The 20,464-nt window shown below is 47.5% G+C and carries 14 protein-coding genes; 12 read left to right on the top strand and 2 right to left on the bottom strand.

Annotated elements, in window-relative coordinates:
* Nucleotides 1–103 precede the first annotated feature (103 nt).
* Nucleotides 104–961, top strand: a complete 858-nt coding sequence (locus AB0L18_RS20300; RefSeq protein WP_367389152.1) for an RNA polymerase sigma factor RpoD/SigA — start codon at nt 104–106, stop codon at nt 959–961.
* A 297-nt stretch (nt 962–1,258) separates the two neighbouring features.
* Here the strand turns inward: AB0L18_RS20300 and AB0L18_RS20295 are convergent, their stop codons facing one another.
* The gene (locus tag AB0L18_RS20295; protein WP_367389151.1) at nt 1,259–1,744 is read right to left on the bottom strand and encodes a MarR family winged helix-turn-helix transcriptional regulator; all 486 of its coding nucleotides are present in this window, start codon (nt 1,742–1,744) and stop codon (nt 1,259–1,261) included.
* A 162-nt stretch (nt 1,745–1,906) separates the two neighbouring features.
* On the opposite strand from AB0L18_RS20295, the gene AB0L18_RS20290 reads away from it, so the two are divergent.
* Complete coding sequence (locus AB0L18_RS20290) at nt 1,907–2,122, top strand: DUF2892 domain-containing protein (RefSeq protein WP_367389150.1); 216 nt, start codon at nt 1,907–1,909, stop codon at nt 2,120–2,122.
* A 121-nt stretch (nt 2,123–2,243) separates the two neighbouring features.
* Nucleotides 2,244–2,684: an FKBP-type peptidyl-prolyl cis-trans isomerase gene (locus AB0L18_RS20285; protein ID WP_367389149.1), complete on the top strand. Its 441-nt coding sequence runs from the start codon at nt 2,244–2,246 to the stop codon at nt 2,682–2,684.
* 270 nt (nt 2,685–2,954) lie between these two features.
* Here AB0L18_RS20285 and AB0L18_RS20280 read toward each other — a convergent pair whose 3' ends face one another.
* A complete protein-coding gene (locus AB0L18_RS20280) occupies nt 2,955–5,654 on the bottom strand; it encodes a valine--tRNA ligase (protein ID WP_367389148.1) in 2,700 nt (899 codons plus the stop codon).
* Between the two features lie 259 nt (nt 5,655–5,913).
* Here AB0L18_RS20280 and AB0L18_RS20275 point away from each other — a divergent pair, with 259 nt between their 5' ends.
* The 9 genes from AB0L18_RS20275 to AB0L18_RS20235 all read left to right on the top strand — a co-directional run bounded on the left by AB0L18_RS20275 (nt 5,914) and on the right by AB0L18_RS20235 (nt 20,374).
* Nucleotides 5,914–6,195, top strand: a complete 282-nt coding sequence (locus AB0L18_RS20275) for a hypothetical protein (RefSeq protein ID WP_367389147.1) — start codon at nt 5,914–5,916, stop codon at nt 6,193–6,195.
* A gap of 227 nt (nt 6,196–6,422) precedes the next feature.
* On the top strand, nt 6,423–8,012 hold the full coding sequence (locus AB0L18_RS20270) for a glycoside hydrolase 43 family protein (RefSeq protein WP_367389146.1): 1,590 nt from the start codon (nt 6,423–6,425) through the stop codon (nt 8,010–8,012).
* A complete protein-coding gene (locus AB0L18_RS20265) occupies nt 8,009–8,962 on the top strand; it encodes a pectinesterase family protein (protein WP_367389145.1) in 954 nt (317 codons plus the stop codon). The genes AB0L18_RS20270 and AB0L18_RS20265 overlap by 4 nt, the downstream gene beginning before the upstream one ends.
* A gap of 25 nt (nt 8,963–8,987) precedes the next feature.
* The gene (locus AB0L18_RS20260; protein WP_367389144.1) at nt 8,988–10,229 is read left to right on the top strand and encodes a DUF4861 domain-containing protein; all 1,242 of its coding nucleotides are present in this window, start codon (nt 8,988–8,990) and stop codon (nt 10,227–10,229) included.
* Between the two features lie 58 nt (nt 10,230–10,287).
* Nucleotides 10,288–11,556 carry a glycoside hydrolase family 105 protein gene (locus AB0L18_RS20255; protein ID WP_367389143.1) on the top strand — a complete coding sequence of 423 codons (1,269 nt, stop codon included), beginning with the start codon at nt 10,288–10,290 and terminating at the stop codon, nt 11,554–11,556.
* Nucleotides 11,557–11,947: 391 nt separating this feature from the next.
* Nucleotides 11,948–15,211 (top strand): SusC/RagA family TonB-linked outer membrane protein, encoded by a 3,264-nt coding sequence (locus AB0L18_RS20250; protein ID WP_367389142.1) that lies wholly within the window; start codon nt 11,948–11,950, stop codon nt 15,209–15,211.
* A 23-nt stretch (nt 15,212–15,234) separates the two neighbouring features.
* Nucleotides 15,235–17,055 (top strand): RagB/SusD family nutrient uptake outer membrane protein, encoded by a 1,821-nt coding sequence (locus tag AB0L18_RS20245; RefSeq protein ID WP_367389141.1) that lies wholly within the window; start codon nt 15,235–15,237, stop codon nt 17,053–17,055.
* 80 nt (nt 17,056–17,135) lie between these two features.
* Nucleotides 17,136–18,812 (top strand): DUF5123 domain-containing protein, encoded by a 1,677-nt coding sequence (locus AB0L18_RS20240; RefSeq protein ID WP_367389140.1) that lies wholly within the window; start codon nt 17,136–17,138, stop codon nt 18,810–18,812.
* Between the two features lie 86 nt (nt 18,813–18,898).
* Nucleotides 18,899–20,374: a polysaccharide lyase family 1 protein gene (locus AB0L18_RS20235; protein WP_367389139.1), complete on the top strand. Its 1,476-nt coding sequence runs from the start codon at nt 18,899–18,901 to the stop codon at nt 20,372–20,374.
* Nucleotides 20,375–20,464 lie beyond the last annotated feature (90 nt).

Below are 20,464 nucleotides of genomic sequence, written 5' to 3'. Positions count from 1 at the left end.
AAACCTTATTTAAAGAAAGTGTTCGAAAAATTAGTTTCTATGGAAAGTTTTTCGTATAATAAAGGGTTAGTCACCCCATCATTACTTCATATAAAACAATTTAATGCGAGCATTAACCATAGAACGTTCAATTACCAGACGCGACGAAAAATCACTTGAAAAATACCTTACGGAAATAGCCAGGCATGACGTATTGACGCCCGACCAAGAGGTGGCCCTTTTTGAAAACTATCAGGCTGGCGATCCCAACGCACTTTCTAAGATCGTACAACACAATCTCCGCTTTGTTGTATCCGTGGCCAAGCAATATCAAAATACGGGATTGTACCTCGGTGACCTGATTAACGAAGGAAACATAGGACTGATTAAGGCAGCCCGCCGATTCGATACTACCCGTGGCTTCAAATTTATCTCCTACGCCGTGTGGTGGATTCGCCAGTCGATCATTCAAGCCATTAATGAGAAGGGAAGAAAAATAAGAATTCCGCTCAATCATCATGCGCTTTCTACCAAAATCAAGAAAGAGCATTCTCAGCTTTTACAGGAAAACGAGCGCGAACCTAGTGTAGCTGAAATTGCCTACAATACTGGTTTTTCGGAAGACAAGGTGCGTAAAAGCATGGAGTATTCTCAAAAATGCCGCTCTATTGATTCAGCCATCAAAGATGGGGAAGATACGACCCTGGTGACCTTGCTCCAGGATCACAATACCCCCAGCCCTGACCATGATTTGGCCGTTTTAGAATCGCAACAAAAGCAGGTAGAAATGCTGTTGTCTAAACTGAGTCCGCAGGAAGCGAGGATTATCGCCATGTTTTATGGTATAGATAAAAACCACCCTATGTCAATGGATGACATTGGTGAGCAGTTTGGCATCTCCCGCGAGCGGGTGCGGCAAATCAAGAACAAAGTGATCCGTAAGCTGCGTATCAGAGCACGGGATTTACAACCAGCTATGTAATCAGCAGAGCTTGTGCTCACGACACAAAAAAAGCTTCCGTTTGCACGGAAGCTTTTTTTAGGTCTAGTAACATGGCCTTTTAAAGCGCAGAGCAGGAAGTTACAGATTCCCAATAGAACATGTAGGAATAGTCCTGACATTCTCTTTTTCTTCTGGCTGTTTTCCATTCTCGGTGAGCGGCGCGTAGTGTTTCTGAATTCTTAGCGTTAGCATCTTTCTGCTGATCTTGCATGAAAATATTTTTATTGATATTCATTGAACATGCCAAAGATAGTCAAAAAATAGTTCCTATAGAAACTAAATGGCATTTTGTTTACCAATTTCATTTGTCGTCATGATAGGAGAAGCATCCAATTCTTCAGCATCCATGATCTGGACCAACAGATCGATATGCTCGTTCAAACTGTCAATGCGCTCAGGGGATAGCTTACTCAAACGCGCCGTCAATTTTTCTTGCAGTGTTGTGGGAGGGTCCTGAAGTAACTCCTCCCCTTTACTTGTGAGCGTAATAAACGTAGCACGGCGATCTTCAGGGTTTGCCAATCGGGCGATCAATGCTTTTTGTTCCAACCTACTGATAATCCCACTCATGGTACTGGCATTCAATTTCAAGTGCTGTTTCAACTGGGACGCGGTAGCTTTGTTTGCTTGTTGTTCCGACAAATATTGCAGGCTCATTAATTGTGGAATACTCACGCCAAATTGCTTTTCAATACGCTTACTCTCCAGGTTAATGGAACGAATAATTTTTCTCAAATTGACGAGTATCTCTAAATATTTCATTGACAGAATGGTGGTTTGAATAAAACCCCAAAATAAGGAATTATTGGGTTGGGGGTAAACAGCATTCCTGATAATCAACAGTTTCAGTGACAATCATCACTGACTTACGATTGTAGGGCCCCTATCTTTAGTTGTACCTTAAAACAACTAAAACTTAACAAGATGAAAAAGAACATGGGCAACATCGATCGCGGCATCCGGGTAATCGTCGCCATCATTATTGCAGCACTTTACTTTACGGGAACGCTCACAGGTACTTTAGGCATTGTCCTCCTGGTGCTTGCTGCGGTATTCGTACTGACCAGCTTTGTGAGTTTTTGCCCGTTATATACTATTTTTGGCCTTAGCACTTGTCCTGTTGATAAAACGAAGGGATAAGTTGGGTGTTGGGCCATGCTGGTATTGGCGCTACAAACACTACGTTTTGTTCGGCATAGGGCAAATTCATGAATTTACCCTATGCCTCAGTTTTTCAGCTATGCAGAAGAATTAATAAGCCGTGAAGAGACCAACCAAAGCCAAACTACGCGCCCGATCGGCCGACCGCATCGCTTTCGCGAAACAAGTCCGCGAGGAATACCTCAACGGTGAGCTTGATATTACCCTTACGCCTTCGGGCTTGGGTTACATCATACATGAACACGGTGAAGGGATTGCCCCCAAAGTGGGCCAAAAAGTGGAGGTTCACTACGTGGGCCTACTGCAAAAGAAAGCTTCCGTTTTTGACGAATCCTTTGGCAATATCCGGGGTGCCCGTTTTATCCTTGGCGCGGGGGAAGTCATCAAAGGTTGGGACGAAGCCATTGCCCTCCTCCGTTGGGGTGATGAAGCCACGCTGTTTATTCCTTCCGAATTAGGGTATGGTGCTCACGGGCGTGGGCAAGGCATTCCGCCCCATAGTGATCTTATCTTTTATGTGGAGATTGCTTCGGTGGGGTGATAATAGTGGATCAACCAGCAAGTCCTGTTACACCCAAGTCTAGCCATCGTGGTACTGAACTACCTAGTCGAAAGCCACCCATAGCTTTGGCTATGAACGACTTCCGCCTACTTGTTCTGCACCACACTGAAGTCGACTTAATGTAACGATACTTACCAGTTGATCCACTAGGGCAAATTCATGCATTTGCCCTAGTATGCGAATGACGACGAGGCGTATAGAAGGTACTGATGTGTGAAGCCTTAATGAAAGGCTGCGCCAAAGTTCAGCCTACCCTTTCAATCGTGCTATCTCATCCTGAAGGCTGGCTATTTTTGCTTTACCATCCGCCAGTTTTTTACGCTCACGTTCCACTACCTCCGCGGGGGCACCGTTGACGAAACGCTCATTGCTTAGCTTCTTCTCTACCGAGGCCACGAAGCCAATCAGATAAGCCAGTTCCTTCTCCTTTTCTTCCAACTCGGCCGCCGTATCAATCTCCTGGTTGAGTTCCAGGTAAAATGAATCGTTTCCAACGAGGAAACCGATGGCATTTTCCGGCTCGGTTTTCACGGCTTGTAGCGACTCCAGGTAGGCCATTTTTTCGATGGCGGCCCGCAAGCCTGCATCCTTTACCAAGGCCTCACCCGGGCTGCCGATGGTGGTCAGCATCTTGAGTGGTTCACGCCCTTTGATCCCTTTGGAAGAGCGGGTCTCGCGTACTTTCACTACCGCTTCTTTGGCCAAATCTACCCTTGCGATCAGATCAGCATCAAAGTCACCAGCAGTAGGCCAAGTGGCTACACAGCAATCCTCGCCCGCAGCGCGATCTCTCAATCGGTGCCAAACCTCTTCCGTCACGAACGGCATGAAGGGGTGCAATAAAATCATCATTTGCTCATAAGCAGCAATCGAACGCTCTAAGGTCTGTGGGTTCATCTTACCGTCGGAAGGCTTGATCATCTCCAGGTACCAGGAGCAGAAGTCACCCCAGATAAACTTGTACAGCTCCATAATGGCATCATCCAAACGATACTCACTGATGAGACGAGTAACGTCTTTGTTTACTTGTGCCAAACGGCTTTCCAGCCAGGTGCTGGCCATTGCACTGATGGGATCTTCCTCTGCATTGGAGTCTACCTCCCAGCCAATGATCAAGGACATGGCATTCCACATCTTGTTACAGAAGTTGCGCCCTTGCTCACAGAGTTTGCTCTCATTGAGGGCTTCGCCCGTCTGAGGATCAATTGGCGCATCGAAGATGATATCGTTACCAGCAGAGGAGCAAGAGAGCATTCCAAAACGAACGCCATCAGCTCCGTAAGTGTCAATCAAGCTCAACGCATCAGGAGAATTCCCCAGTGATTTCGACATCTTGCGCCGCTTGCTGTCCCTTACCATTCCGGTAAAGTAAACATCCTTGAAGGGCATGATCGGATGGTCTGGCCCCAACAATTCTGGAGCGTATTCATAACCGGCCATGATCATGCGCGCTACCCAGAAGAACATAATGTCCCAACCCGTCACCAGGGTATTGGTAGGATAGTAATATTTGAGTTCTTCCTGCGATTGGAAACCATCAAAAACCGAAATTGGCCACAGCCAGGAAGAGAACCAGGTGTCTACTACGTCTTCATCCTGGCGGAGGTCGGCGATGGTCAGGGCATCATTTCCAGTAGCTGTTTTGGCTTGCGCCAAAGCTTCCTCGGCATTATGGGCAACGAAAACGTGTTCTTCGTAATACCATGCCGGAATCCGCTGTCCCCACCAAAGCTGGCGACTGATACACCAGTCGCGTACGTTTTCTTCCTTGAGCCAGCTGTTGTACATGTTCCACATGCTCTCGGGATAGAATTTTACTTCTTCCGAACGAACAGCTTCCAGTGCTGTAGAGGCAAACTCATCCATTTTCAAGAACCACTGCAAGGTCAGTTTCGGCTCTACCACGGCGTTGGTGCGCTCAGAGCGACCTACGCGGGTGCGGTAATCTTCCGTACCTACCAAAGCACCTGCTTCTTCCAGTATTTTGCCGATATTCTTGCGGGCAGTAAAGCGGTCTTGGCCTACGCAGAATTGTGCCAACTCGTTGAGTGTACCATCCAGGTTGATGATATCAATCACTTCGAGGCCATATTTTTCACCTAAGTCGTAATCATTTGGATCGTGGGCAGGCGTTACCTTTAAGGCACCCGTACCAAATTCCAGATCAACGTAAGTATCGGTGATGATCGGAACAGCGCGATTTACCAAGGGAACGATTACCCGCTTACCGTGCAGATGCTTGTAGCGTTCATCATCGGGGTGAACGGCCAAACCGGTATCCGCCATGATCGTCTCGGGGCGTTGGGTAGCGATAACAATGTATTCATCGGTGCCTTCTACCTGATAGCGAACGTGGTAAAGACGGGAGTTTTCATCACCATGAATAACTTCCTCATTTGACAATACCGTCAGTGCTTCCGGATCCCAGTTGGTCATTCTCAGCCCACGGTACAATCGACCTTTTCGGTAAAGGTCAACGAATACTTTTACAACGGCTTCGCTCAGGGAATCTTCCATGGTAAAGCGGGTGCGCTCCCAATCGCAGCTAGCTCCCAGCTTTTTGAGCTGATCAAGGATGATACCGCCGTATTCTTCTTTCCAGGCAAAAGCGTGTTTGAGGAACTCTTCACGGCCAATCTCACTTTTCTTGATGCCTTTCTCGCGCAGGAGTCGTACCACCTTGGCTTCCGTAGCAATAGACGCGTGATCAGTACCCGGTACCCAACAAGCGTTTTTGCCATCGAGGCGAGCTTTCCGAATCAGGATATCCTGAATGGTATTGTTCAGCATGTGTCCCATGTGCAGCACGCCGGTGACGTTGGGCGGAGGAATGACCACGCTGAAGGGCTCACGCTCATCAGGTTCACTGTGGAAATAATTCTGCTCCATCCAGTGGTCATACCACTTTTGTTCGACGGACTGTGGGGAATAATGCTTCGGTAAACTCATGTTCATTTTTTGTAGAAACCCTCGCCTTCAGCGGGATATCTAAAGCTATAAGAAAAAGTTGGGCAAAGATACGGATTTGCCTCGCTAAAAAGCAGTGCAAAACCGCTTTATCCTATCAAAAACAAGGTCTATAGACAAGGATTAAGTTCCAGGTACGATAAAACAAAATGCGACTCAGGAAAACACTATTCGTCATTAATTATTATTTTTAAGATTATATTTTTTGATTGAGCTTATTCACAAAACAAAACGAAAAAAAATGAGCATTCTACCATTAATCATTCAGCTAGTAAGTGGTGCTATTGGTGGCAACGTAGCCGGTTCTTTGATGAAGGAAAGTTCCTTAGGCACCTTGGGCAATTCCCTTGCGGGTATTCTTGGCGGTGGCTTAGGAGGCCAGGTATTAGGCATGTTGGGCATGGCAGCCAGCAGCGGCAGTATGGACCTTACCAGTATCCTCAGTAGTATTGCTGGTGGCGGTGTTGGTGGCGGTATTGTCATGGCAATAATTGGCATGATTCGCAAGGCAATGGCGAAATAGTCGGTACAATTGATTATTTTCGCAACTCGAAGGTCTGAGAAACCCTTCAAGATCGGGCCGCTCTCGTTTACGGGAGTGGCCCGTGTTGGTTTATATAAAAAGCAATGCGCCCGTCACTCCTTTCTTTGTGAAAAACAGCTACGTAATTGGTAAAAATTGCAGGTTGTTGCCCATCTGTGTCCACTACATTTACAAGTGTGATTTTCCAATAACCGAAGCTTCTAACCATGAGATTGGTATTAACCGCACTTTTATTTACAAGCATCCTACCGCTGAATGCTCAGGTTTGGCAACCCGACTTAGGAGACGGAACCTACCGCAACCCCATCCTTCACGCAGACTATTCTGACCCTGATGTCGTACGGGTGGGAGATGATTTTTACCTCACTTCTTCCAGCTTTAATTGTGCTCCAGCACTGCCTATTTTGCATTCAAAAGATTTGGTCAACTGGGAAATTATCAACTACGCTTTTACGCAGCAGCCACCAGCCGATTTTTTTGCCAAACCCCAACACGGTAATGGCGTTTGGGCACCATCATTTCGTTATCACGATGGTTGGTTTTACATCTTTTACGGAGATCCTGATTTCGGTATTTACATGGTCAAAACGCAAGATCCTGCGGGAGAATGGACGGCACCTCATTTGGTTCAATCTGCGAAAGGATGGATTGACCCTTGCCCTTTTTGGGATGACGATGGCAAAGCCTATCTCGTACATGCCTTTGCGGGCAGTAGGGCCGGGATCAAGAGTATTGTCGTTCTTCACGAAATGGCTCCAGATGCATCCCAACTGCTTGATGATGGCGTGCTGGTTTTTGATGGCCACGAAGCACACACCACCATCGAAGGCACCAAAATGCATAAACGCAATGGCTACTATTACATCCTGGCCCCCGCAGGTGGCGTACCCACTGGTTGGCAAACGGTGCTGCGCTCGAAAAATGTGTGGGGACCTTATGAAGATAAAATTGTCCTCCATCAAGGTGATTCTGAGGTCAACGGCCCTCACCAGGGTGCTTGGGTAGAACTAGCCAATGGCGATGATTGGTTTGTTCATTTCCAGGAGAAACAACCTTACGGGCGCATCGTACACCTGCAGCCCGCTCGCTGGGAAAACGACTGGCTGATGATCGGAAAAGATCGCAACGGAGATGGCATTGGCGAACCCGTTGATACTTGGGAGAAGCCCAAAGTAAAAGTAAGTTCAATCATAAAAGTCCCGCAAACCAGCGACGAATTCAACACTCCTCAACTGGGCTTGCAGTGGCAGTGGCACGCCAATCCTGAACCGACTTGGGCCTTCCCTACCCCAATGGGCTTTTTGCGACTTAACCCGGAGGTACAACAAGACATTGCCAATTTATGGGAAGCTCCCAACTTATTGCTTCAAAAAATGCCAGCGGCAACCTTCACCGCAACAACAAAGTTGACTTTTCATCACCACTTCGACAGTGAAAAAACAGGGCTCATCGTAATGGGCCGAGATTATGCCTACCTCGCGCTGGTCCAACAAGATAGCCAGTTGTTCTTGCAACAAACCGAATGTATCAAGGCCGAAAATGGCCAGCCCGAACGACTTGTAAAAAGCATTCCCATTCATTATAATGAGGTGTTTTTACAAGTAAAGGTGGCCGAAGGAGGTAAGTGCACATTTCTTTACAGCCTCAACGGCGAAACCTTCCTCCCGATTGGCGAAGTCTTCATGGCCAGAGAGGGCAAGTGGATTGGTGCCAAGGTAGGCCTGTTCAGCATCCGCGACGAACACGAAAACAATGGCGGATACGCCGATTTTGACTGGTTTAGAATAACGCCATGAAAAAATTAATCTACCTGCCATTGCTACTGCTCACGACGGTTGTCAGTGCGCAGTACAAAACGGAAATATTCGTTGCCCAGGACGGCAGCGGTGATTTCACTACCATCCAGGCGGCAATCGATGCTACCAAGTCTTTCCCCGAAACCAGGATTACCATTTTCATCAAGGATGGTATTTACGAAGAGAAGGTAAAGGTTTATGCCTGGAACACGCACCTCACGCTCCGGGGAGAAAGTCCAACCGGAACCATCATCCGCTGGGGAGATCACTTCGATCAGATTGATCGCGGACGCAACAGTACTTTCCACACCGCTACGCTACTGGTTCAGGGAGATGACTTTCGTGCCGAAAACCTCACCATCAGCAATACTGCTGGGCCAGTAGGACAAGCGGTGGCTTTGGCCATTGAGGCCGATCGGTGTATGCTAACCAACTGCCGAATGCTTGGTCATCAAGACACCCTTTACGTAGATGGTGCCAATGCCCGCCAGCACTTCAGGGATTGCTATATAGAGGGTACAACAGACTTCATTTTCGGCGGTGCTACTGCGATTTTCGAAGAATGTATCCTTCACAGCAAAGCAGATTCCTACATTACGGCAGCCAGCACACCCGCTGGTCGGCCTTATGGGCTGGTTTTCCTTCGTTGCCAATTGACGGCAGCGGAAGGCGTCACCTCCGTCTATCTGGGGCGGCCCTGGCGCAGCCATGCTCAAACCGTGTTTTTGTATTGCCAGCTCGGAGATCATATTCGCCCCGAAGGCTGGGACAATTGGGGAGCTGAGGAGAAAGAAAAAACCGTCTTCTACGCAGAATATGCCAATACTGGCCCTGGTGCTGAAATAGCAAAGCGCGTAAGTTGGGCACATCAATTGAAACGAAGATCAGCCAAAAAATACCAGCCGGAACACGTTTTACAACCGTTCCTATTACCAGAAATATCAAACTAACCAACGTCTTAAAAATTCACCAACCATGAAATACAACTACCTGATTATCGGTCTACTACCACTGATAACCGCTTGTGGTTCAGGCCCCAAAGAAGCCCTAGTTCAAGAAGCGACCCTCGCGGTGAGCAATACTTTGGACACCCCTAGAAAGGACGCGTTGCTGGTCTTGGATGCCGCTGCTCTAAAGTCAAAATTTAGCAACCTGGATTTATCGAAAGTGAAATTCGTCAGCGGCGAAAGCGCTATTCCTTTCCAGGCAAATGATGACAACGGAGATGGCCGAGCAGAAACCTATGCACTCCTCCTCGACTTTGCGGCGGGCGAAGAAAAAAGCATCCAGCTGGTTGAACTTGCTGAAGGAGAAAAAATGCCCACCTTCCCCAAACGTACCCAAGCGGAGATCTCCCACAAAATCAATGGCCACTGGGAAGATAGAGAATACATCGACGGAGAATTCCAGAATGTAGATCACCTCCGGGTTCCTCCCGAGCACACCGACCACTCTTGGTTTATTCGTTACGAAGGGCCAGGTTGGGAATCTGATCTGGTTGGTTACCGTTTTTATCTCGATTGGCGGAATGCCACTGATATTTTCGGTAAAAAAACGTCCGAAATGGTCTTACAGCATGTCGGCCTCGATGGGTTCGACTCCTACCACGAACCTTCTGATTGGGGCATGGATGTCCTCAAAGTAGGTGCTTCACTGGGCGTTGGCGCCCTAGGAAGCTGGATGGGAGACAAAGCCCTGCGGGTGGAAACGACCGATTCCCTCAGCTGTACCATTCTGGAAAATGGCGTTGTGGAAAGTAAAATCCTCACCAATTATTTCGGCTGGCAAGTGGGTGACGTAAAAACGGACTTGACTTCTGTGTTGTCGATCCACGCAGGTAGCCGCCTGTCCCGACAGGATATTACCCTCAGCCAAGCACTACCTAATATCTGTACTGGTATTGTAAAACATCCGGAAGGCAAACTGCTTCAGGGAGAAAAAGGAGAATGGGCATACCTTGCTACGTGGGGCGCACAGAGCCTCGCGGAAGACAACCTGGGCATGGCCGTTTTGTATAGAAAAGTTGATGTGCAGGAAACCACGGAAGACGAACATAGCCATGTGGTAGTGCTTACGCCAAAAGACCTCCAACTCACCTATTATTTTCTGGCTACCTGGGAACAGGAACCCAATGCCATAAAGACGGAAGAAGCTTTTGTTGATTATCTCAATGGCGTGCTCATTGAATTGTCTTCGCCATTATCCGCCGGGCTTTAATCAAGGGGCTTACGCAATCCTTTATCATCAAACTTAACCAGGTAAAACGCTTATTAATATGAAAATTTCCAAATCTTTCTCATTAGCGACCAGCGCAAGTCTTTGGTTCGTCGCCCTCTTTTGTTGGCAATGTGATACAGCAGCTCCTCCGGAAGGGTTGAGTGCCGAAAAAGTCCTCGCAATGACGGTTAGTATTTCGGAAGAAAAACCCTGGTCGGAACGGATGGCCCTCTCCATTATGAAGCGTGCCCCAGAGGCTTGGATGAACGATTTCGCTAAGGAACCACGCTGGAATTACACCCAAGGGCTGGTCTTGTCGAGTATGATGGAAGTAGCAGATGCCAGCAAAGAAGACTACTATTACCAATACGCCAAAAGCTACGGTGATACCATGATCCTGGCGGATGGAAGCATTCGGGATTACGATCTTTTCAAATTCAACATTGATCACATAGCCCCTGGCCCACTCTTGTTTAAGCTTTACGAAAAAACGGGAGATGAACGTTACCGAACAGCTATTGATCAACTTCATCAACAGCTTACCTGGCAGCCTCGGACGACAGAAGGCGGCTATTGGCACAAGCTGCGTTACCCCTGGCAGATGTGGTTGGATGGCCTCTTTATGGGGGAACCCTTCCAGGCAACTTACGCGCAAAAATTTGATGAACCCGAACTGTTCGACCATATTGCCGAACAGTTTATTTTAGCAGAAAAGCACACCAAAGACGCGGCTACTGGCTTGCTCTACCACGGCTGGGACGAAAGCAGGCTTCAGGAATGGGCAAACCCTGAAACAGGCTGCTCTCCTCATTTTTGGGCTAGAGCTATTGGTTGGTACTGCATGGGCTTGGTGGATGTGCTGGAAAAATTCCCAAAGGATCATCCACAAAGAGCCACTTTGGTTGCTATTCTCGACCGTACGCTTACCGCTGTTCTTAAGGTTCAGGATCAGGAAACAAAGACCTGGTGGCAAGTACTCGTTTTTCCAAAAAGGGAAGGCAACTATTTGGAGTCTACCAGCTCTTGTATGTTCACTTACGCCATGTTGAAGGGAGCCAATGATGGTTATCTCGACGAAAAGTACCTTGCTCTTGGCACCCAGAGTTACGAAGGCATTTTGAAGACCTTTATCCGCGTAGATGATGATGGCGAGGTTCACCTGACCAATGGTTGTGCAGTGGCAGGTTTGGGGGGCAATCCTTACCGCGATGGCTCCTATGAATATTACATTGGCGAACCCGTTCGTGACAATGACGCCAAAGGCATCGGTCCTTTTATGCTGGCGAGTATTGAAATGGAAAAAATCAAGGCTACGGCCAAGATGTAAAGGTCGCTATCTATATGAAACGGCACCTTAAGATTACTTATCGGTAAAAATACCCCAATCTTCCAGGAAACATGGAAGATTGGGGTATCCAAAAACAAGGGATTATTTTGTAGAATAAATGATTAAGCTAGAATATTCTTTTATTTTCCGTCTTTCTTCCTCTTATTCCTGTGTAAAAAACTGTGCAATATTTATCTCCAAAGGCAACTACTCACTTTACCAACACACATAACCACTTGATTATCAGCAATTAAAAACATCTTTTCCCTAAGGTTAATTATTGCTACACTTCTGTGAATTCTTGAATACCGCCAAATACCGTCAATCTCACTGCTCTCTGCTTTCTTTGTGTATAATTTTTAATACACTCAACTTTATAAAACTTTTATTCATGAAACGTAGAGAGCTACAAACATTATTTGCTCTACTGGTAGGCTTCCTCCTCCTGGGGAGTACCACCTTATTGGGGCAAAGCACCATCAGGGGAAATGTCGTTTCAGAAGACAACGAGCCCCTCATCGGGGTGACAGTGATGATCAAAGGCACTGGTTCTGGAACAGTTACTGATTACGATGGTAACTTTGAAGTAAAGGCTACTCCAAGTGACACGTTGGAACTTAGCTATACCGGCTACGCCCCAAAGCTTGTCCCTGTAGGCAATAACCAAGTACTCAATGTCGTCATGAGCGTTACGGCTTCCTTACTCGACGAGGTCGTCGTTGTAGGATACGGCTCCGTTCGACGCTCAGATTTGACGGGGTCCGTTGCCTCTCTTTCTGGAGATAAAATCGCTCAAATTCCGATCACCAATGCTGCTCAGGCCATTACTGGGCGTCTACCAGGTGTAAATGTCCTCACAACCGACGGTTCGCCAGATGCAGAAATTGTCATTCGCGTTCGCGGCGGAGGATCAATTACCCAAGATAACTCTCCTTTGTATGTTGTTGATGGGTTTATTGTGGGAAGTATTCGGGACATTCCTCCTACTGACATTGAAAGCATCAGTGTTTTAAAGGACGCTTCGGCAACTGCCATCTATGGTGCGCAAGCTTCTAACGGGGTTATTGTGATCACCACTAAAAGAGCTACCGCGGGTAGAATCAAAGTCTCTTACAATGGTTTCGTTCAAATGAAGGAACTTCCTGGTGATCGTCGCTACGAAGTGCTATCTCCTTACGAATACGCGCTGGCGAATTATGAGTACGCTAAGCTACGCTCCCCCGCTGACCTGCGTAACTTTGAAAAGTTCTTCGGAAAATACGATGACCTTGAACTGTACAAAGAAAGAAGACCGACTGACTGGCAGGAAGAACTCTTTGGGGATCCTCAGTACTCGCAATACCACAACGTAAGCATGTCTGGTGGAAATGACAAGACAAAACTCAGTCTGAGTCTCACCAACAATACGGATGAAGGATTGTTGATTGGCTCGGGTTTCCAAAGAAATGCCATGAACTTTAAGTTGAACCAGGAAATATCTGACCGCCTTACTTTCGAGGCATCCACACGTGTTACTGGAACAGTAATTGATGGTGCAGGTACTTCTGGAGGTTCTCAAATTACCATCAAGGATGCTGTACAGACTCGTCCGATCAATGGTATTGCTGACGAACTTGAAATCGACCTCAATGCACTGGATGCTAGTAATGATTATCAGACATTTTTGCGCAGCCTGGTTGATCCTACCGATTTGGTGAAGCAAGACTGGCGGAAAAGAACCATTAACGATTATGTTTTCAATGCTGCATTGAACTGGAATGTCATTGACAACCTCGATTTGAAGACTACGTTTACCGGCTCCAAGACTTTTGACAAGCAGCTCCGTTTCTACGGGCCACTTACGGGAGAATCGTTCAACAATGGTGGTAGCCTTCCTTTAGGTCAGAAAACCGATACAGAGCGTGATTCTTACCGCTGGTTAAACACCGCCAACTACCAAGTAAACATGGGCAAAAGTCAAAGCCTGGACTTCCTTGTAGGTCACGAGATTTACTCCAATGGAGGTAGCTCTGATTTTGTCCGCGCTGAAGATTTCCGCTTGTCTATCACCCCGGAAGAACTGTTTGCTAACATGACTTTTGGTCGTACGGACCGCCACGAGACGGAAGAATTTACAGATGCAAACCGTCTATCCTTCTTTGGACGGGTGAATTACCAGCTTAATGATCGCTACCTGTTTACGGCCACGATGCGTTCGGATGCTTCAAGCCGTTTTGCGAAGGACAACCGCGTGGGTTACTTCCCTGCTGTAGCTTTTGGTTGGAAAATTTCGGAAGAGCCTTTCCTACAGAACTCCAAAGCCATCCAGGAATTGAAACTTCGCGTGAGCTACGGACAGACCGGTAATGACCGCATCGACGCCACCGCTACCCAGTTCCTCTTCGTTGGTTCTACCAACCGTGGCCCTGGATTTGGTAACGTTGACAATGTCTACTATACGCCTTCTGGCAATACCCTATACAATCCTTTCCTCAAGTGGGAAACGACGACAAATCGCAACCTTGGTCTTGACTTTTCTTTATTTGAAAGTCGCATTTTCGGTAGCCTTGACGTTTACAGCAATACGACGGAAGACCTGCTCTTGCAGTCGGCGATTCCTTCCAACACCGGCTTTAGCACCCAGTGGAACAATATTGGCTCTACCTCTAACCGAGGTGTAGAATTGGGATTGACGACTTACCTCATCAGCCGTTCTGACTTTACCTTATCGGCCAACTTCAACATCGGTATCAACCGTGCCAAAATTGAAGAACTGGATGGTACCAACTCTCGCTTCTTCCAGTCTAACTGGGCAAGTACCGATTTGAAAGACCAGAATGACTTCTACCTGGAAGTAGGTGGTACGCTTGGTGATATTTATGGTTACGTAACAGATGGTTACTACACTACCGAGGACTTCAGTGGATACAATGAAGCCAATGACACTTACACCCTCAATGATGGTGTGCCAAACGCTGGTGCAACGGTGGGTAACCCCAACCTTCGCCCAGGCTTCCTGAAATTGAAAGACCTTAATGGTGATGGCATTATCAACAGTGATGACCGGATGGTCATCGGTAATACCCTACCGAAACACCAGGGTGGATTCGGCTTGGACATGCGCTTTAAAGGCCTGGATGCAGCCCTCTTCTTCAACTGGTCATACGGTAACGATGTATACAATACAGGGAAGATTCAGTACAACCAGTTCCGTCGGGTTACTTACGGCAACTTGTTGAACACGATGAACTCTGACAATCGCTTTACCTACGTTGATATTGACGGTTCATATACTGGAACACCTGGTGAAATTGTTACGGACCTGGATCAATTGGCCGCACTAAATGCCGACAAAAACATCTGGTCGCACAACAGTTATGGTGTAGCACAAGCTGTGATTCACTCTTGGGCAGTAGAAGATGGTTCTTTCCTTCGTCTGAACAATGCAACCATCGGTTACACTTTGCCTGCTAGCGTGATGACAAAAATGCGAATTTCTAGCCTACGTTTTTACCTGACGGGTAACAACCTACACGTTTGGACCAACTACACGGGTTATGATCCAGAAGTAAGTACAACCAGAAGCTCTGCTTACTCGGCACTGACGCCGGGCGTTGACTACTCTGCGTTCCCTAGAAGCCGCTCCTACACCTTCGGGCTTAACGTAACCTTCTAATTCGAACCTCTAATATTAATAATATGAGACTCAAATATTATATCATAGCCATCATGGCCCTGGCGCTTACAGCTTGTAGCGACTTTCTGGAGCCAGATTCTATTTCGACTTTCGACACCAATTATGTTTTTTCTAATGTCGACGATGCCCGCAAAGGCGTCAATGCTATCTACGTACAGTTTGGCGTAGATGGATTCCGTTCCCGTTTGTCCAACAACATGACGGGCAACACCGATATCGAGCGCCAAAGTGGCTGGACCAGCTCAGGCGATCGGTACCAGATCTGGGACCTCAATGCATTGTCAAGCAATGGTGACTTGCGCCAGTTTTGGAATGCTGCTTACACGGCTATTCGTGATGCCAATATTGCAATTGAAGGAATCGAGGCAAGCGCTGCATTGAATTCTTCTGACGTTCTGATTTCCAAAACCATGTACCACTTGCTTGGTGAAGCTTATACCTTACGGGCTTATTGGTACAGTATGTTGACCTATCATTTTGGCGATGTGCCTAATGTTCGGTTGGCACCTAAGGCTGGCAATGACTTCTTCCTGGGCAAGGAAGACCGCAACGTCATCCTTTCGCAGGTGATTGAAGACATGATGTCTATTGAAGAAAAGATGTTGTGGGCAGAGGAATTGCCTTACGGGATTGAGCAAGTAAACAGAGAGTTCACCCTTGGCTTGATTGCTCGGATTGCACTCCAACGTGGTGGCTACTACCTAACGCCTGCACTGAATATGGAGCGTACCAGCGACTACCAGACCTACTACCAGATTGCCAAGGAATATACCGAAAAGCTGATTAACCTGAAAGATCGTCCGCTTCCGGAAGATTTCCGTCAGGTATTCCTGAACAATGCAAAATTTGTAACTCCCGTCAATGACGACATCCTCTTCGAGGTTCCTTTTGCAATTGGTAATGGTGATGTGGGTTGGAACATTGGTGTAACGGTCCAGGGGGGTGCTACGGCATCTCACAATTATGGATCAGGCAACAACTACATGGCAATACCTCCCTCCTACTACTATTCATTCGACACCCTTGATACGCGTCGGGATGTGACCTGTGCTTACTACATCGTAAACACTGATTTCCAGGAAGAATTCGTCAATGGTGGCATCTCCAATATCTCTCAAGGAAAGTGGAGCCGTTACTACCTGGATGCTGGCCCTGGTGCTTCTTCTGCTAAGGGAACCGGTATCAACTGGCCGATGCTACGCTATGCGGATGTGTTGTTGATGCACGCTGAAGCTGAAAACGAACTGAACGGACCGACAGCAGCAGCGCTGGAATCTATGGCCCGCGTTCGTCGTCGCGCCTTTGACAGTGCCCTTTGGGACGAAAAAGTAGACAACTACCTAGCCAGCATTTCTACCAGCAAAGAGGATTTCTTTGACGCTATTGTCAACGAACGCGCCTGGGAGTTTGGGGGTGAGATGATCCGTAAGTACGAGTTAATCCGCTGGGGTATTTACTCTGAAAAGATGGCCGAGACGGTTCAAACCCTTAAGGACATGGCAGATTCTGCCTTTGAAGGCACTGGACCATACGCCGACCTGCCGGACTACATCTACTGGAAACGCAATGAAAGTGGTCGTTTCACGGTCCTGAACCCCAACCGTAAAATTGCTGCTGCTCCGGATGACACCTGGACACGCGAATCATGGCTACTCGGTCTGCGCAACGAAGTGACCATTTACCAGGAATGGATCACCAAAGACTGGCGCAACTACATCGACCAAGGCCCAAAACCTGGTGTAGCTCGCTATATCTTCCCCATCCCTGAAGAAGCAGTAACCAACAGCCAGGGAGTATTGGCAAATGATGGTTACGGATTCTAATTTGAAGTAAGCATGGGCTTATTGGTGGGCCATGGTCTACCCATAAGCCCGCTACTTGAACTATCAAATAAAAAATAACAATGAAAAATATAAAACAGCATCTCAGCCTGGCAATTTTCTTGTTGGTTGGCATTATCGGTGTTTCGTTGGTCTCTTGTGATAAAGACGAGGAGGTTTACGAAGAAACACGCCTTTTCCGTCCGGTTTTGAGCGAAGACTTGTATTCAGAACTCAATACGATTATTGTTAACCTGGGCAACATCAAAGACGCGGTCTCCTACACTTTGGAAGTTAGCCGCGACAGCTTTGCGACCGTTCTTTATACGATTGAATCCGACACCAATTATGTGGTAATCAATGAGGAAACATTGAATGGTGAATCCCTGCTTTGGAATACGCTTTACCAAATTCAGGTAACCGCTCATGCCGCAGATCCAGCCTTCGACAGCCGACCTTCAGATCTGGGTAGCGTACGTACGCAACGTTTTCCTTCCATTCTTAATATTCCTACCGCAGGAGATATTCTCGATGTACAAGCCCGGGTTAGCTGGGAGCTACTTGGTGCGCCGGTTACCAAAATCCGGGTATTCACCCTCGCGGATGAGGTATTGGCCAATCCTTTATTCGAGTACGATATGGATGCTGAAGCACAAACCAATGGCGAATATATCGTTACTGGGCTACAGCCTTTGACCAGCTACCAGATCGCTATTTACAGCGGCGCAGATGGAGAAGTCCTTCGTGGATGGGAAGTTTACAACATGATTGCCAGTGCGATTGACCTCACCGATCCTAATGTGATTGACCTGAGTACTTCTGATGATCCAGACGCTGTGATCAATGCTATTCCTACGGCAATGGACGGACAAATCATTGTGCTTAAGAAAGGAGTTTTGTACAACCTCCCTTCTGACCCACTCGACAAGTCTATCACTATCACTGCGGCTTATGGCTTTGGTGAGCAGAAGGCCATCCTCTTTACTACGGGCAACTGGAATATCGCAGATGGTGCCATGATTGACCATGTACGCTTCATTGATGTAGAGTTGCGTGGAGAAGATATTGGAGGAGACTACGTTTTCAACCCCAATAACTCTTCGCTGACGGTACTCAATGAACTTACTTTTGACAACTGTGTGATCAATAATGTCCGAGGTATTATTCGGATTCGGACCCAAATGTTCCTGACCAATTATACGATCAACAACTCTATTGTTCACTCTATTGGCAACTATGGTATCATTACTGCTGATACAGATGGAGCTGGCAATGCGGCCTTTGACAATGTGTCGCTTACCAACAGTACGTTTACCAAGATTCATGCCTTCATGACTACCCGTCAAAATGCTCAGTCGGTCTTGATTGACAATTGTACGCTGAGTGAATTCGCTGATCCTGATGGTATCCTTTTCCGCTGGCGCGGAACTGCTGGAGAATTGAGTAATGTTCTCAACGGCATCTCAATCACCAATTCAATTTGGGGCCACGCCTGGGACGAAGGCATGACGGGCAACCTGGCGGTGCGAGGTATTTACCAAGGTCTGGAGGCCACAATCTTCAACATCGTGAATACGTATGCAACTTCAGATTTTGCCTTCACTCCTGGTTCTGAAATTCCTGGCTTCCCAGCTTTGAATTACGCTGGAACAGCGGAAGACCTATGGGTGGATCCTTATGTGGAAATGGATTTCAACTTCAAAGATACTGGCTTCAGTGGCCGTATGGACGCAGGTGACCCACGCTGGCGCGTTCAGTAAGTAATATACAAACGGAATGCTTTTTCTCCCGGATTTCGCTCAAAGTGGAATCCGGGATTTTTGTTTACTTCTTAATCCCTCTACGAATGCCATCTTTATCCAACCGTACTTCATTATTCGCTTTATTTGCCCTTATCCTATTTATGACCAGCTGCGCAAATCAGCAGCAGCTCGGATCGGTAGAGCAACCAATCAGTATAGAAGCCGCCACTGGTTCAGCTCAATTACCTGCCTTTCCTGGTGCTGAAGGTTTTGGCCAATTTACAACCGGCGGCCGGGGAGGTAAAGTACTTTACGTAACGAACCTGAATGACGATGGCCCCGGAAGTTTTCGCCAAGCAGTAGATACACCGGGAGCCCGGTACATCCTCTTCAAAGTAGCAGGTACCATTGCCTTGCGTTCCCGCCTCAACATCAGGGAAGGCAACCTTACCATTGCCGGCCAAAGTGCACCAGGCGCAGGCATTTGCATCAAAGACTACCCAGTTGTCATCCAAGCAGACAATGTTATTATTCGTTTCTTGCGCTTCCGGCTTGGCGACCAGCAAAACCAGGAAGCAGATGCCCTGGAAGCCCGCGGAAGAAGTAATATCATTGTAGATCATTGCTCCATGAGCTGGTCGGTAGATGAATGTGTCTCTTTTTATGACAACACCAATACCAGCCTTCAGTGGTGCATCATTTCCGAAAGTCTCAATAATTCTGTCCACCACAAAGGTGAGCATGGTTACGGAGCCATTTGGGGCGGCAAAAACGCTTCGTTTCACCACAACCTCATCGCCAATCACGCCAGTAGAAATCCGCGCCTTGGTGAACGTGCTGGTGATGCTTTTGCGCTCACAGATCTTACGGACCTACGCAACAATGTGATCTACAACTGGGGAGCCAACAGCTGTTACGGCGGTGAAGCTATGAATGTGAACATTGTCAATTGTTATTACCAACCAGGTCCGGCCTCTTCGAATACGGATCGGATCATCGCTATCGATAAAAACACAAAACCGGAAACAGCGGTATATAACATCTGGGGCAAGTACTACATCGCTGGCAACTACGTAGCAGACAGTCCAAATGCCACCGCTGACAACTGGACTTATGGGGTCTTTGACCAATTCCATTCCCGCTACGGAGAGGTTTCCGACGAAGAAAAAGCAGCTATCCGAATCCCTGCCGAACATCCGATCAATAACAATGTCACCACCCATTCCGCACAGGAAGCTTATGAAAAAGTACTGGCCATTGGTGGTGCATCCTACGTGCGAGATGCTGTAGATGCAAGAATCGTAGAATGCGTACGAGATGGAAAATACACGGCCCACGGCTCCAAGGGCAGCACCTTAGGGATCATCGATTCGCAAGAAGATGTAGGCGGCTGGCCCGAATTGGCGACGGCCCCTGCCCCCCTGGATACCTCCGGCGATGGCATGCCCGACACCTGGAAGCAAGCGCATAAATTGCCCGTAGATCAGCCTCAAGCCAATGGGCATGAGTTGCATCCGGTGTACGATAATGTGGAGGTTTATCTTCATAGTTTGGTGGAAGGGGTTGTTGGGCAGCAGTGATGGGATTGGATTGCGGGGTGAGAGATTATTAATTCACAAGCATACATTCTTCATGATTGGGGAATGATGATTTCACCCTTTCAGGGTTAA

The sequence above is a fragment of the Lewinella sp. LCG006 genome, from assembly GCF_040784935.1.
Lineage (GTDB): Bacteria > Bacteroidota > Bacteroidia > Chitinophagales > Saprospiraceae > Lewinella.
This window is presented reverse-complemented; position numbering and strand designations above follow the sequence as displayed.

What these genes read in the sequence shown, in the direction of transcription:
- AB0L18_RS20300 (WP_367389152.1), top strand. Translation starts at nt 104, where the DNA reads ATGCGAGCATTAACCATAGAACGTTCAATTACCAGACGCGACGAAAAA.
- AB0L18_RS20295 (WP_367389151.1), bottom strand. Translation starts at nt 1,744, where the DNA reads ATGAAATATTTAGAGATACTCGTCAATTTGAGAAAAATTATTCGTTCC.
- AB0L18_RS20290 (WP_367389150.1), top strand. Translation starts at nt 1,907, where the DNA reads ATGAAAAAGAACATGGGCAACATCGATCGCGGCATCCGGGTAATCGTC.
- AB0L18_RS20280 (WP_367389148.1), bottom strand. Translation starts at nt 5,654, where the DNA reads ATGAGTTTACCGAAGCATTATTCCCCACAGTCCGTCGAACAAAAGTGG.
- AB0L18_RS20275 (WP_367389147.1), top strand. Translation starts at nt 5,914, where the DNA reads ATGAGCATTCTACCATTAATCATTCAGCTAGTAAGTGGTGCTATTGGT.
- AB0L18_RS20270 (WP_367389146.1), top strand. Translation starts at nt 6,423, where the DNA reads ATGAGATTGGTATTAACCGCACTTTTATTTACAAGCATCCTACCGCTG.
- AB0L18_RS20265 (WP_367389145.1), top strand. Translation starts at nt 8,009, where the DNA reads ATGAAAAAATTAATCTACCTGCCATTGCTACTGCTCACGACGGTTGTC.
- AB0L18_RS20260 (WP_367389144.1), top strand. Translation starts at nt 8,988, where the DNA reads ATGAAATACAACTACCTGATTATCGGTCTACTACCACTGATAACCGCT.
- AB0L18_RS20255 (WP_367389143.1), top strand. Translation starts at nt 10,288, where the DNA reads ATGAAAATTTCCAAATCTTTCTCATTAGCGACCAGCGCAAGTCTTTGG.
- AB0L18_RS20250 (WP_367389142.1), top strand. Translation starts at nt 11,948, where the DNA reads ATGAAACGTAGAGAGCTACAAACATTATTTGCTCTACTGGTAGGCTTC.
- AB0L18_RS20245 (WP_367389141.1), top strand. Translation starts at nt 15,235, where the DNA reads ATGAGACTCAAATATTATATCATAGCCATCATGGCCCTGGCGCTTACA.
- AB0L18_RS20240 (WP_367389140.1), top strand. Translation starts at nt 17,136, where the DNA reads ATGAAAAATATAAAACAGCATCTCAGCCTGGCAATTTTCTTGTTGGTT.
- AB0L18_RS20235 (WP_367389139.1), top strand. Translation starts at nt 18,899, where the DNA reads ATGCCATCTTTATCCAACCGTACTTCATTATTCGCTTTATTTGCCCTT.